The sequence below is a fragment of the Maritimibacter fusiformis genome, from assembly GCF_008086115.1.
Taxonomy (GTDB): domain Bacteria; phylum Pseudomonadota; class Alphaproteobacteria; order Rhodobacterales; family Rhodobacteraceae; genus Muriiphilus; species Muriiphilus fusiformis.
This window is the reverse complement of record NZ_VSIY01000004.1, coordinates 45,344-59,606: the sequence shown is the minus strand read 5'-3', so window position 1 is coordinate 59,606 and position 14,263 is coordinate 45,344. Positions and strand designations below refer to the sequence as shown.

Here is a 14,263-nt window from a genome sequence, read left to right as displayed (position 1 = left end):
TGCGCGCGCATGGCGTGCGTGTGAATCTGCCCGCAACCAACGAGCAGTTTTCCCACGCCATGCCCCGCGACACCGATCTTCTGAAATCCGTTTTCGGCTTCGATGCCTTTCGCCCCGGCCAGGCCGAGATCGTCGAGGCCGTGACGGCGGGCGAGAACACGCTGGCGATCATGCCGACCGGCGGCGGCAAGTCGCTGTGCTTTCAGCTTCCGGCCCTGATCCGCGATGGCGTGACGGTGGTGATCTCGCCCCTGATCGCGCTGATGCGCGACCAGGTAAGGGCGCTCAAGGCTGTCGGCGTCGAGGCGGGCGCGCTGACCTCGGGCAATACCGACGACGAGACCGACGCGGTGTTCGCCGCCATTGCCGAGGGGCGGCTGAAACTGCTCTACATGGCCCCCGAACGGCTGGCCTCGGGCGGCACGCTGAACCTGCTCAAGCGCGCGGGCACCACCCTCATCGCGGTCGACGAGGCGCATTGCGTCAGCCAGTGGGGCCATGACTTCCGCCCCGATTACCTGCGCATCGGGGCGCTCCGCCGCGCCCTCGACGTGCCGCTCGCCGCCTTCACCGCCACCGCTGATGCCGAAACCCGCGACGAGATCACCGAAAAGCTGTTCGACGGCACCGCCCCGCGCACCTTCCTGCGCGGTTTCGACCGGCCCAACATTCACCTGGCCTTCGCCGTCAAGGACAGCCCGCGCAGCCAGATCCTGAACTTCGCCGCCGCGCGCAAGGGCCAGTCCGGCATCGTCTATTCCGCCACCCGCGCCAAGACCGAAACGCTGGCCCGCGCGCTGGAGGATGCCGGCCACACCGCCACGCATTACCACGCCGGGATGGAGGCCGAGGCCCGGCGCGAGGTCGAGCGGCGGTTTCAGCAGCAGGACGGGCTGATCGTGGTCGCCACAGTCGCCTTCGGCATGGGCATCGACAAGCCCGACATCCGCTGGGTGGCGCATGCCGATCTGCCCAAGTCGATAGAGGCCTATTACCAGGAAATCGGCCGCGCCGGGCGTGATGGCGCACCCGCCGACACGCTCACCCTGTTCGGCCCCGACGACATCCGCCTGCGCCGGTCGCAGATCGACGAGGGGCTGGCCCCGGAGGACCGCCGCACCGCCGATCATGGCCGGCTGAACGCGCTGCTTGGCCTGGCCGAGGCGCAGGGCTGCCGGCGGCAGGCGCTGCTGCGCTATTTCGGTGAAGATGCCGCGCCTTGCGGCAATTGCGATACCTGCGACACGCCGCCCGAGGTCTTCGACGCCACCATCGACGTGATGAAGGCGCTGTCCGCCGCGCTGCGCACCGGCGAGAGTTTTGGCGCCGGGCACCTGATCGACGTGCTGACCGGCACCCAGACCGACAAGATCCGCGACCGTGGCCATGACAAGCTGCCGACCTGGGGCGTCGGGCAGGACATGCCGCGCCGCCAGTGGCAGGCGGTGTTTCGTCAGATCATGGGGCTGGATTTCCTGCGCCCCGACCCGGCCCGCCACGGCGCGCTGCGCGTCACCGAAAAGGCCCATCCGGTGCTGCGCGGTGAAGATCCGGTGACGCTGCGCCGCGATTCCATCGCCCGTGCCAAGTCGCGCCCCGTGGTTCGCGCGCTGGTCGCCGACGAGGATGCGCCGCTCTTGTCCGCGCTCAAGGCCAAGCGCCGCGCGCTGGCCGAGGCGCAGCGCGTGCCGGCCTATGTCGTGTTCAACGACCGCACCCTGATCGAGATGGCCGAAACCCGGCCCGCGACGTTGGACGCGATGGCCGGGATTACCGGCGTGGGGGCGAAAAAGCTCGAAAGCTATGGCCGCGCCTTTCTCGAGGTGATCGCGGGCGAACAGGCCGATATGCACCCGAGCCGCCGCCGGTTGGCCGGATCGGACGCCGGGCCGCTCTACGACCGGTTGCAGGCGGCCCAGGTCCGGCTGGCGCGCGGCGAGGATGGAACCGGCAAACCGCTGAGCCTGACACCCTCGGTGCTGCGTCAGATCGCCGAGCGCCGCCCGACCGACGCCACCGCGCTGGCCCGCATCCCCGGCATGACCGAGGCCAAGACGGACCGCTTCGGCGATGCCTTCCTGGCCATCCTGACCGACACCGGCGACGCTTGACACCTTGTGCGCCGGCGGCTTGGCTGGCGCGCACCCCCTTGTGACACGAGGCCCCGATGATCCGACTGCTTGCGCTCATGCTGCTTGTCCTGCCCGCCACGGTCCGGGCGCAGGATGCCGGCTGTCCGGTCGATGCCAGCCAGCAACTCTACGACCTGACCCAACGCGCCCGCGCCGCCGATGTGCCACTTCTGGAACTGGGCGAGGCGGCGAACACGATGGTCGAGGGCTGCGGTCCCGACCGGGTGCTGCTCGGGCAGATCATGGCAATGTTCACAGCCGCCGGGATCGCGCTCGAACCGCCGGAAAATGACCGATTCACCGCGCATCTGCACGCCTTTCGCACCAATGTCCGCCTGACCGGCATGGAGGCCGGCCCGTTCGATCCGGTGCCGCTGAAGGACCCGGACGGCAGCGGGATCGAATGGACCACCGCCGACGAACGTGACGCCTATTGGGATCTGATGTTCGCGATGTCGTCGGATTTCCTGATCGGCGGCATCCACGAACAGCTTTTCATCCCCGGCGAACTGGAACAGATCGGCTGCGGGCTTTACCCGGCCGAAGAGGCCTCGGCACTGGCCCGCCACGCGATCAACAACGTCGATGGCGGCGAGATGCTGGCGCGGGTGATTTTCCTGGCCACGAGATGCGACAGCGAGGGTCACGAGGTCGCCGGCTATGCGGCACAGTATTTCGCCAACCACTACCGCGCGCGCGGGGAGGACGAAGACTATGTCGGCCTGACCGGCGGCGACATTCGCGCGGGGCTGCAACGTTACCTGCCGATCTATCTCGATGGCGCCGCGGAAGGCCCGCTGTTCGACGCCGCGACCGTCACCGAACTGATGGATTTCTGAAAGGCCGAACCCCGATGCTGATCGTCGTCTCCCCCGCCAAGCGGCTGGATGAAACCCCGCCGCGCGCGCCCGGCGGCACCGAGCCGGTGTTTGCGGACGAGGCTGCAACCTTGGCGGACATTGCCGGGGCACTGGATGCCGAGGCGCTTGGGCGGCTGATGCACCTGTCGCCCGCGCTGGCCCGGCTGAACGTAACGCGCTTTGCCGCGTTCGGCAGCGGTGAGGGCGTGAAACAGGCGGTCGAGCTGTTTGCGGGCGACACCTATTCCGGGCTCGAGGCCGCCTCGCTCGACCCCGATGAGCTGGACTATGCCCAGCGCCACCTGCGCATCCTGTCCGGGCTTTACGGCCTTTTGCGCCCGCGCGACCGGATCGCGCCGCACCGGCTGGAGATGGGAACGCGGCTGGCCAATCCGCGGGGGCGCAACCTTTACGAGTTCTGGGGCGACAAGATCGCGGCCCGGCTGGCGCAGGAGGCGCGCGCGCTGAACACCGACACGCTCGTCAACTGCGCCTCGGTCGAGTATTTCACCGCCGCCGACCGGGCCGCGCTGGGCCTTCGGGTCATCACGCCGGTGTTTCTCGAAGACCACGCGAACGGCCCCCGCATCGTCGCGGTGTTTGCCAAGCAGGCACGCGGCGCGATCGCGCGGTTCATCGTGCAGACCCGGCTGACCGACCCCGGCGGGCTGGCGGATTTCGACCGCGGCGGCTACCGCTTCCAGCCGCAGATGAGCACACCCGACCGGCCCGTGTTCCTGCGCGGCATCTAGGCGAGTTCCGGCGCGATGGTCCGGGCCTCTGCCGGGCAGGCGGCGTCGATTTCCGACAGGATCGCGGCCTTGTCGAACGGCTTGGTCAGATAGGCGTCGAGGCCATGCGCCATGATCTCGTCGCCATCGCCTTGCATCGCATGCGCGGTCAACGCCACGATCCGGGTCGCGGGCAGGCCCTTGTCGGCCTCGATCTGCCGGATCTTGCGGGTGGCTTCCTTGCCGTCCATGCCGGGCATCGAGATGTCCATGAAGATCAGGTCGGGCACCGGCCCGGCCTCGAAGGCGGCGACCGCCTCGTGCCCGTTGCAGGCCCACGCAAGCTCGAGGTCGCGGGTTTTCACCAGCTTGGAAAACACCAGCCGGTTGGTCTTGTTGTCCTCGGCCATCAGGACCCGCATCCGGCGTGCGGTGCCGGCGGTCGGCGCGGGCTGCGCGCCGGTGCCATCCGGCGGGCTGACCGGCGCGCGGCGCCGGACCGAGCCGAAGACCGGCGTGGCGGTGACGGGAGTATCCGCGCGCGGGGCATCCGTGGCGGCGGCTCGCGCCGATGCGGCGGGGTCGAGCGCGGCGAGGGCCGAGGTCAGGTCGTGGCGCGCGATGGGCAGGCGAAGGACCGTCGTGGCCTTGTCGCTCTCCGGGGCCGGGCGGTCCGGGCGGGCCACGGCGATCACCGGGATACCCGGCAGATCCGGCAGGTCGGCGCCCGCCTCGGCAAACACCACGTCCGCCGGACCCTCCGCACCCTGACCAGCCACCTCGCAACGCACCGAAAGGCCCAGCGCGATCAGGCGGCGTTCCAGGATGGTCCGGTCCAGCCCGTCTTCCATGACCACCAGCGCCCGGGTCAGCCCCGTGGGCAGCGGCGGCAGATCGGTGGTTTCGGCCACCGGCATCGGCAGGCTGATGCCGAAACACGAGCCGACGCCCTCGTCGCTTTCGACCCAAACCTGGCCACCCATCAGCTCCACAAGCTGGCGGGTGATCGCAAGGCCCAGCCCGGTGCCCTCATAGCTGCGGTTGCGCTCATCCTCGACCTGGTTGAACTCGCCAAAAACGTGGTCGAGCTTGTCGGCGGGCACGCCGATGCCGGTGTCCTCGACGGTGATATGCAGCCGATCGGCCCCGGTGCCCTCGGGCACGCCGACGACCCGCACCAGCACCTGCCCTTCGGCGGTGAACTTGACGGCGTTGCCGATCAGGTTGGTCAGCACCTGGCGCACGCGCACCGGGTCACCTTCGTAGCGGGTCGGCAGGAAAATGTCGTAGTCCAGCGTTGCATGCAGGTTCTTTTCGCGGATCGTCGGTTGCAGCAGGCGAAACACGTCGAGGATGGTGTGCTCGAGGTCGAAGGGTTCCGGCCTGAGCACCAGTTTCTCGGCCTCGATCTTGGAGTAGTCCAGCACGTCGTTGATGATCGACAAAAGCGCCTGGCCTGAATTGCGGATGGTGTCGACGTAGAGCCGCTGTTCGTCGTCGAGATCGCCCTCGGCCATCAGGTCGGCCATTGCCACGACGCCGTTCATCGGCGTGCGGATCTCGTGGCTCATGTTGGCGAGAAAGGCGGATTTGGCGCGGTTCGCGGCCTCGGCCTTTTCGGTGGCCTCGGTCAGCGCCTCTTCGCGCTGCATCGCCTCGGTGATGTTGAGGCCGAGGCAGACGGTATCGCCGCCCGGCGCGCGCTGTTCGACCAGCCGGATAAAGGCGCCATCCCACAGCTTGATGACCTCGGGGGCGGGCGCGGGCGAATGCCAGCGCGCCAGCATGTCGGCGCGCCATTCCGCCGGTGTGCGATGCTCGATATCGACGATGCCTTCGGCCAGCAGCGCCTCGACCACCTCTTCGTAGTGCACGCCGGGGCGAATGCACTCCAGCCCGTCGAACGGCGCAAGGTAGGCGGCATTGGCGATCACCAACCGGTTGTCGGCATCGAACACCGCGAACCCGTCGCGCACCGACTGGATCGAGTTCCACAGCCTGCGCTTGGCGATCGAAACCTCTTCGTTGGCGCGTTCGAGATCGGCGCGCACGCGGGTGTTTTCGTCCTTGACCACCGCGACCACGCCACGGGTTTCGACAAGGTCTTCCGACAGTGCGACGGCATGGCGCGACAGCTTGCGGTTGGCCTCGTGCAACTCGGCCTCTTTCTGCGCCAGCAATCGTTCCGCCGCCATGCGCGCGCGCCGTTCCTCGGTCAGCAGGTTTTCCCGCATCATTTCCGTCTCCGTGCAGCCGGGCATTCTGCCCCTTGCCGCGAGATTGCCAAAACGGGGTGAACGTCCGGTTAACGGCGCGGGCGATTCACACGCCGCCGTTGCCCGAATCCGGCCCACGTGTCAGCATGCGGCAGGCTGGTAGGAGGTTCCCATGCGCACGTTTTTCGTTTTCATCGCGTTCTGTCTTGGCTTTACCTCGATGGCGCTGGCCGAAAACCCGGTATCCGACAAGCGGGTGATCCTGTTTCGGGACATGGATTTCCCCGGCGGCGACCTGCAGTCGATCTTCGACACGACCCTGCAGGCCTGCGAAAACGCCTGTTTCGCCAATGACGATTGCGGCGCCTACACCTACAACACCCGCTCAAACGCCTGTTTCCTGAAACAGCGGCGTGGTGCGCAGGAACCCTATGCCGGCGCCTTCTCGGCCGAGGTCGTGCCGGTGCCGTCGTCCGTGCTCGCAGGGGCACAGGCGCGGGCCGAAGACCTCGATTTCCTCTATGCCTCCGACCTTTCCGCCGCCACCCGCGCGGCACGCCGCCTGCCACATGATTTCGTCTCGGGCGGATTCGACCCGGTCGATCTGGTCAACTACGCGCGGCAGGCCGAGGCCGAGGCCAACATCGTCTCGGCGATGCGCTACATGGCGGCGGCCACGGTCATCACCGATGCCGCCGGTGACTGGATCGAATACGCCCGCCTGTCGAACGCGGCGGCGCAGAACAGCGAGAATTCGAGCGACAAGAACAAGCTGTTCCGCCAGGCACTGGACGCCGCCATCAACGGCTATCTGCGCAGCAGCATCGCGCCGCAGCAGGCCAATGCGCTGATCGAGATGGCCACCGCCCTCGAGGCCATCGGGCGCGGGCGTGACACCATCCCGGCGCTGCGGCTGGCACAGGCCGCCGATCCGCGCAACGACACCGATGCGGCGCTGGACCGTGCCATCGGCATGTTCGGTTTTCGCGTGACCGATTCGACGGTCGACAGCGATGCCGCCAGCCCGCGCATCTGCGCCACCTTCTCGGAGGCGCTGGCGCCCACCGGCGTCGACTATGCGCCGTTCGTGCAGTCCGACATCACCGGGTTGGCGGTCGAGGCCTCGGGCCAGCAGCTTTGCGTCGAGGGGCTTACCCACGGCGAGCGTTACGCGCTGACGCTGCGCGCCGGGTTGCCCTCGGAATCGGGCGAGATGCTGGTCAAGCCGGTGCAGCTCAACCTCTATGTCCGCGACCGCACCGCCTCGGTGCATTTCCCGGGCCGGGCCTACGTGCTGCCGGCGACACCGGATGCCGGGCTGCCCATCGTCGGGGTGAACGTCACCGAGATCGACCTGACGCTGGCGCGACTGAGCGATCGCAACCTGGTGCAGACCTTCCACGAGAACTATTTCGGGCGCTCGCTCGACAGCTACGAGGCGGATTATTTCACCGAGGCGCTGGCCGAGCCGATCTGGACCGGCACCGCCGAGATCGCCACGGAACTGAATGTCGACGTGACCACCCGCCTGCCGATCGGCGAGGCCATCGGCGATCAGCCGCCGGGCATCTACGTGCTGCAAGCCTCGGTGCCGGGGGTCGACCAGTGGGACAGCCCGCCTGCGACGCAATGGTTCGTGATCTCGGACATCGGCGTCACCACGATGCTGGGGGCGGACGGGCTGCATGTTTTTGCCCGCGCGCTGGGGTCGGCAGAGCCGATGGCCGGGGCGCGCGTCGAACTGGTGTCATCGACCAACGCGGTCCTGGGCGAGGTCCAGACCGACCCGAACGGCTATGCCCATTTCATCGCTGGCCAGACCGCCGGTCGCGGCGCCGCAGCGCCCGCGCTGGTGGTGGTGCGCACCGGCGACGACATCGCCTTTCTGTCGCTGACCGAGCCCGAGTTCGACCTGTCCGACCGGGGGGTCGAGGGGCGTCCGGCGGCGCCGCCGATCGACCTTTTCGTGACCACCGACCGGGGCGCCTACCGCGCCGGCGAAGTGGTGAACGCCACCGCGCTGGCCCGTGACGGCACCGCCGAGGCCATCGAGGGTCTGCCGGTCACCGCCGTGATGTTCCGCCCCGATGGCGTCGAATATTCGCGCCACCTGTCCAGCGGCGTGGGCGCCGGCGGGCATGTCTTCAACCTGCCGGTCGCGGGCAACGCGCCGCGCGGCACCTGGCGGCTGGACCTGCACGCCGACCCGGATGCGCCTGCGCTGGCCTCGACCACCTTCCTGGTCGAGGATTTCCTGCCCGAGCGGATCGACTTCACCCTGGCCCTGCCCGAGGACCGGCCCCTGACGCTTGCCGACCGGCCCAACCTGACGCTTGACGCGCGCTATCTGTTCGGTGCGCCGGGGGCCGACCTCGAGATCGAGGGCGAGATCCGTCTCAGCCAGGCCACCGAAGTCGACGGCTGGGCGGGCTATCGCTTTGGCCGTCACGACGCCCGGATGCAGACGCAATGGGGCGGCATCGCGGACAGTCGCACCGACGACGAGGGCCGCGCCGTTCTGCCCATCAGCTTTCCGAGCGCCGATGTCGCGGGCGTGCCGCTGACCGCCAATATCGCGATCCGGGTCAAGGAAGGCTCGGGCCGCCCGGTCGAGCGCACGCTGGCCCGCGACATCATGCCGGACGGGCCGATGATCGGCATCAGGCCCGGCTTTGACGGGGCCTTGTCGGAAGGGTCCGAGGCCACCTTCCGCCTGATCGCGCTGGGCACCGACCTGAACCCGACCGCGATGAACGTGACCTGGGAACTGAACCGCATCGTCACCGACTACCAATGGTATCGCTCGAGCGGCAGCTGGTATTGGGAACCGACCACCAGCCGCACCCGCATCGCCTCGGGCGAGGCCACGCTGGGCGGAACCCCGGTCGAGGTGGCCGCGCCGGTCGACTGGGGCCAATACGAACTGGTTGTCAGCCGCGCGGACGGGGCCTACCTGGCCTCGTCGGTGGACTTCTACGCCGGCTGGTATGGCGGGGCGGATGCGGCGACGACGCCGGACATGCTCGAGGTTTCGCTTGACGCCGAGGCTTACGCGCCGGGCGACACCGCCACGCTTCGTTTCGTGCCGCGCAGCGCCGGCAAGACACTGATCACCGTGGTGTCGAACCGGCTGATCGACATGGTCGCGGTCGACGCGACCGAGGGCGAAAACACCGTCACCCTGCCCGTCACCGACGCCTGGGGCGCGGGGGCCTACGTCACCGCGACGCTGATCCGCCCGCTTGACGACGCGACCGGACGCGCGCCGACCCGTGCGCTGGGCCTGACCCACGCCAGCGTCGACCCCGGCGACCACCAGTTGACCGCCAGCCTGACTGCGCCCGCCGAGGCGCAGCCGCGCGGGCCGCTGGAGATCACGGTCAACGTCGATGGCGTTGTCGATGGCGACACCGCCTGGGTGACGGTGGCGGCGGTCGATGTCGGCATCCTAAACCTGACCTCGTTTGCCTCGCCCGATCCGTCCAGCCACTACTTTGGCCAGCGGCGTCTGGGCATGGGCATCCGCGACCTCTATGGCCGCCTGATCGACGGGCGAACCGGCGAAATGGGGGCGATCCGTTCGGGCGGTGACGCGATGGCGCAAATGCGCATGGACGCGCCGCCGCCGACCGAGGAGTTGATGGCGCAGTTCTCGGGCCCGGTCGAGGTGATCGACGGCAAGGCCCGCGTCACCTTCGCCCTGCCCGAGTTCAACGGCACCGTTCGGTTGATGGCCGTCGCCTGGTCAAACACCGGTGTCGGTCAGGCCGAGGCCGATGTGCTGGTGCGCGACCCGGTGGTCGTCACCGCCTCTCTGCCGCGCTTCCTTGCCCCCGGCGATGAGGCCCGGATGCTGCTTGAGATCACCCATGCGAAGGGCCCAGCGGGCGAGATGGAACTGTCGGCGATCTCCGACGGCGTCGTGATTGCCGGGGGGAGTCTCTTGCGCAAGGTCGCACTGGAACAGCTTGGCACCGCGCGCCTGTCGGTGCCGATCAGGGTGAACGCCGAGGGGATATTCACCATCGACCTCGCACTGGTCACGCCCGATGGCACGCGCCTGACCAAGACGCTTAACCTGCCGGTCGAAAGCCTCGACCCCGAGGTTGCCCGCACCAGCCGCATGTCGCTGGCGCCGGGCAACAGCCTGACCCTTGGCCGCGACATCTTCGACGGGCTGCGCCCCGGCTCGGCGCGGGCCACCCTGACCGCCGGGCCGCTGGCGCGGATCGACGCGGCCGGGCTGCTCGACCAGCTTGACCGCTACCCCTACGGCTGCACCGAACAGCAGACCAGCCGGGCGCTGCCGCTGCTCTACATGGGCGGGATCGCCGAAGCTATGGGGCTGTCGGATCGCGCCGACCTGCCCGACCGCATCCAGAAGGCGGTGACGGCGGTGCTGGCCAACCAGTCGTCGGGCGGCAGCTTTGGGCTGTGGCGGCCGGATTCGGGCGATCTGTGGCTGGATGCCTATGTCAGCGACTTCCTCGGGCGGGCGCGCACGCAGGGCTATGACGTGCCCGACACCGCGTTCCGCGCGGCGATGGACAACCTGCGCAACCGGGTGAACTACTACCCGGAGTTCGACGAGGGCGGCGGCGATCTGGCCTATGCGCTCTACGTGCTAGCGCGCGAGGGTGCGGCGGCGATGGGCGATCTGCGCTACTATGCCGACATCAAGGCGGGCGCCTTCACCACGCCGCTGGCGCTCGCCCAGCTTGGCGCCGCGCTGGCATCCTACGGCGACAGCAGCCGGGCGGACGCGATGTTCGCCCGCGCCAGTTCGCAGCTTCAGGGCACCTCGGACGAAGGGCAGGTCTGGCGCGACGACTACGGCACCAACCTGCGCGACGCCGCCGCGGTTCTGACGCTGGCGGTCGAGGCCGGGTCGGACGCGCTCGACCGCGAGGCGCTGCTGGCGCGCGTGGCGCGTGGCGACAAGTGGCTCTCGACGCAGGAGGCGACCTGGTCGCTTCTGGCCGCCAATGCGCTCCTGACTGACAGCACCGCGCAGGGCCTGACGCTGGACGGCAGCGCCATGACCGGGCCGCTGGTCGAGGTGATGAGCCCCGCCCAACTGGCGGTGCCCCGGGTGATCGCCAATGACGGCACCCGCGCCACCGACCTGACGGTGACGACCTTCGGCGTGCCGCTGGTGCCTGAGCCTGCGGGTGGCAACGGCTTCGGGATCGAACGGCGCTACTTCACCATGGAGGGCGAGCCTGCGGACATTGCCGAGGTCGAACAGGGCACGCGGCTGGTGACGCTGATCACCGTGACGCCCTGGGGGCGCTCGGACGGGCGGCTGATCGTGTCCGACCCGCTGCCTGCGGGGTTCGAGATCGACAACCCGAACCTGATCCGGGGCGGCGACATCGCGGCGCTGGAATGGCTGCAACTGACCAACGACACCGAAACCACCGAGTTCCGGCAGGACCGGTTCATCGCGGCGGTGAACTGGTCGTCGGACAAGGCGTTCCGGCTGGCCTATATCGTGCGCGCGGTGACGCCGGGGACGTTCCACCACCCGGCGCCGCTGGTCGAGGACATGTATCGCCCGACCTACCGCGCCACCGGCGAGGCGGGATCGGTGATCGTGCGCGAGTGATGCGCGCGCGCGAGCTTTTCCTGCTCGCCGTCCTGCTCTGGGCCGGTGCGCTCGGGCGGGACGGGCTGGACAACTGGGTCGCCGCCACCGATCTGCCGCCGCTTTCGGTCGAAACCTCGACCGAAGTGCTCGACCGGCATGGCACCCTTCTGCGCGCCTATACCGTTGCCGACGGACGCTGGCGGCTGGCCGCCGATCCGGACCATGTCGATCCGCTGTTCACGGACATGCTGATCGCCTACGAGGACAAGCGGTTCCGCTCTCACCCCGGCGTCGACCCCCTCGCCATGCTGCGCGCCGCCGGGCAGGCGGTGACCAACGGCGGCATCGTGTCGGGGGCCTCGACCCTGACGATGCAGACCGCGCGGCTGCTGGAGGACGGGCCGACCGGCACGCTTTCCGGCAAGCTGCGCCAGATCCGCGTGGCGCTGGCACTGGAGCGGCGGTTGACCAAGGACCAGATCCTCGCGCTCTACTATGACCGCGCGCCCTATGGCGGCAACACCGAGGGGCTGCGCGCCGCCACCCGTGCCTGGTTCGGCAAGGAACCGGGGCGGCTGACGCCCGCGCAGGCGGCGCTCTTGGTCGCGCTGCCGCAGTCGCCCGAGGCGCGGCGTCCCGACCGGCACCCCGACGTGGCGCGGGCGGCGCGCGACCGGGTGCTTGCGCGCATGGTCACCGCCGGGGTGATCGCGCCTGACACCGCCGAGGCGGCGCAGGGCGAGCCGGTGCCGACCGCGCGGCGCGAGATGCCGTCGCTGGCCCCGCACCTGGCCGACCGCGCGCTGCGCGACGCCCCGGGCGTCGGCGTCCACCTGACGACGCTCGACGGCGACCTGCAAATGCGGCTCGAGGCGCTGGCGGCGCGGGCGGTGGCCGATCATGGTAGCGGCGCGTTGTCGATTGCCATCATCGTGGCCGATCATACCAGCGGCGAGGTGCTGGCCAGCGTCGGCTCTGCCGGATACTCCGCCGACACCCGGCAGGGCTTTGTCGACATGACCACGGCCCTGCGCTCGCCCGGCTCGACCCTGAAACCGCTGGTCTACGCGATGGCCTTCGACGATGGGCTGGCGCACCCCGAGACCATGATCGACGACCGCCCGATCCGGTTCGGAGGCTATGCGCCGCAGAACTTCGACGGGCTCTATCGCGGCCCGGTCACGGTGACAGAGGCGCTGCAACTGTCGCTCAACATCCCGGTGGTGATGCTGACCTCGGAGATCGGCCCGGCGCGGCTGTTGGCCCGGTTGAAGCGCGCGGGCACCGCGCCGGTGCTGCCGGGCAATGCCGCGCCGGGGCTGGCGATTTCGCTGGGCGGCGTCGGGATCACGCCCGAGGATCTGACCCGGCTCTATGCAGGCCTGGCCAATGGCGGTGGGGCGGTGGGGCTGCGCTATCGTGCCGGGCTGGATGAGGCCGCCGCGCCGCGCATCGTCTCGCCCGAGGCCGCATGGCAGGTCGGGCATATCCTGGCCGGGATGCCGCCGCCGCCCAATGCACCGCGCGCGCGGCTGGCCTACAAGACCGGCACCTCATACGGCCACCGCGACACCTGGGCGGTGGGGTTCGATGGGCGGCACGTGGTGACGGTCTGGATGGGCCGCCCGGACGGAACCCCGGTGCCCGGAGCCTTCGGGGCCGACATGGCCGCGCCGATCCTGTTCGAGGTCTTTTCCCGGGTGAAACCGGCGCTCGACCCGCTGCCGCCGCCACCCCCGGCCACGTTGATGCTGTCCACCGCCGCCCTGCCCGCGCCGCTGCGCGCGTTCCGCCCACGCGGTGCGGTGTTCGGCCCGGCAGAGGGCAACCCGTCGCTGGCGTTTCCGCCCGATGGCGCACTGATCGAGACCGGCGGCGGCCCGCTGGTGGTCAAGATCCGCGACGGCAAACCGCCCTTCACGCTGCTCGCCAACGGCGCGCCCGTGTTGGTCGGAAGCCACCTGCGCGAAAGCCACATCTCGCTGATGCCCGGCCACGTCAGCCTGGCGGTGATCGACGCCGAGGGCCGCGCGGCGCGGGCGCAGGTGGAAATCAGGTGATCAGCCGGCGGTGGTCGTGCAGAACGTCTCGTCGATGTAGGCATTGGTCCAGCCCATGCCGATCTCCTGCGCGTCCTTGTGGACCGAGATGAAGCTCCAGCCATCGGGCCATTGCGCCGCCTCGTATTCCCAGATCAGATCGTCGCCCGGACGCACCACGCCCAGAACCTCGGCGCCGTATCGCGGTCCGACGCGCAATTCGATCGGTCCGCCCCGCCAGCCAAGGCAACCGCTGGCGAATTCCGAACGCGCCACCACGACTTCGAGCCGCATTCGCATCCCGATGTTCGGCAAGTCGAGCCAGGTGGCGTTGGTGTCGACGTTGCAGCCAAGATCGGCCTCCATCGACTTGATGAAGGCGACGAATTCCGCGCCGCCCGGCTCCAGCGTCACCTGTTTGCCGATGCAGCCGGTGTTGTCGAAGATCGCCTTGCCGAGCGGTGAGGAGAAACAATAGCCGGCCCGGTCGAAAAGCTGATTGCGGGCGAACCAGTAGTCGTTGCAATGCTCCTCCTGCGCCAGCGTCGGTGTCGCGGCGAGGGCAAAGAGGATGGCGGCGGAAAGTGTTTTCATGGTCTGGCCTCCTTTCCCGAAGTGTTCCAGACCGCCCGCACCGCCGCAATCCGGCATTTCGTCGCCACCAGCGAAAAGCCCCGGCACTTGGCCGGGGCTTG

7 protein-coding genes are annotated in these 14,263 nt (G+C 69.2%); 5 read left to right on the top strand and 2 right to left on the bottom strand.

The features are described from left to right. Positions 1–59: 59 nt before the first annotated feature. The 3 genes from recQ to yaaA are packed head-to-tail and all read left to right on the top strand — an operon-like array spanning position 60 to position 3,744. Complete coding sequence (gene recQ, locus FVF75_RS04280) at positions 60–2,111, top strand: DNA helicase RecQ (protein WP_148376563.1); 2,052 nt, start codon at positions 60–62, stop codon at positions 2,109–2,111. 56 nt (positions 2,112–2,167) lie between these two features. After that, a complete protein-coding gene (locus tag FVF75_RS04275; protein WP_148376562.1) occupies positions 2,168–2,971 on the top strand; it encodes a hypothetical protein in 804 nt (267 codons plus the stop codon). A 14-nt stretch (positions 2,972–2,985) separates the two neighbouring features. Next, positions 2,986–3,744: a peroxide stress protein YaaA gene (gene yaaA, locus FVF75_RS04270; RefSeq protein WP_148376561.1), complete on the top strand. Its 759-nt coding sequence runs from the start codon at positions 2,986–2,988 to the stop codon at positions 3,742–3,744. Here yaaA and FVF75_RS04265 read toward each other — a convergent pair. Then, positions 3,741–5,960: an ATP-binding protein gene (locus FVF75_RS04265; RefSeq protein ID WP_148376560.1), complete on the bottom strand. Its 2,220-nt coding sequence runs from the start codon at positions 5,958–5,960 to the stop codon at positions 3,741–3,743. The two genes, yaaA and FVF75_RS04265, sit on opposite strands and share 4 nt — an antisense overlap. Positions 5,961–6,111: 151 nt before the next feature. Here FVF75_RS04265 and FVF75_RS04260 point away from each other — a divergent pair, with 151 nt between their 5' ends. Both FVF75_RS04260 and pbpC read left to right on the top strand, forming a co-directional pair. Beyond that, a complete protein-coding gene (locus FVF75_RS04260) occupies positions 6,112–11,547 on the top strand; it encodes an alpha-2-macroglobulin family protein (RefSeq protein WP_148376558.1) in 5,436 nt (1,811 codons plus the stop codon). After that, positions 11,547–13,589 (top strand): penicillin-binding protein 1C, encoded by a 2,043-nt coding sequence (gene pbpC, locus FVF75_RS04255; protein ID WP_148376556.1) that lies wholly within the window; start codon positions 11,547–11,549, stop codon positions 13,587–13,589. Before FVF75_RS04260 ends, pbpC begins: the two co-directional genes overlap by 1 nt. On the opposite strand, the gene FVF75_RS04250 is transcribed toward pbpC, so the two are convergent. Then, positions 13,590–14,162, bottom strand: a complete 573-nt coding sequence (locus FVF75_RS04250; RefSeq protein WP_187392973.1) for a DUF4453 domain-containing protein — start codon at positions 14,160–14,162, stop codon at positions 13,590–13,592. It lies immediately after the preceding gene. Positions 14,163–14,263 lie beyond the last annotated feature (101 nt).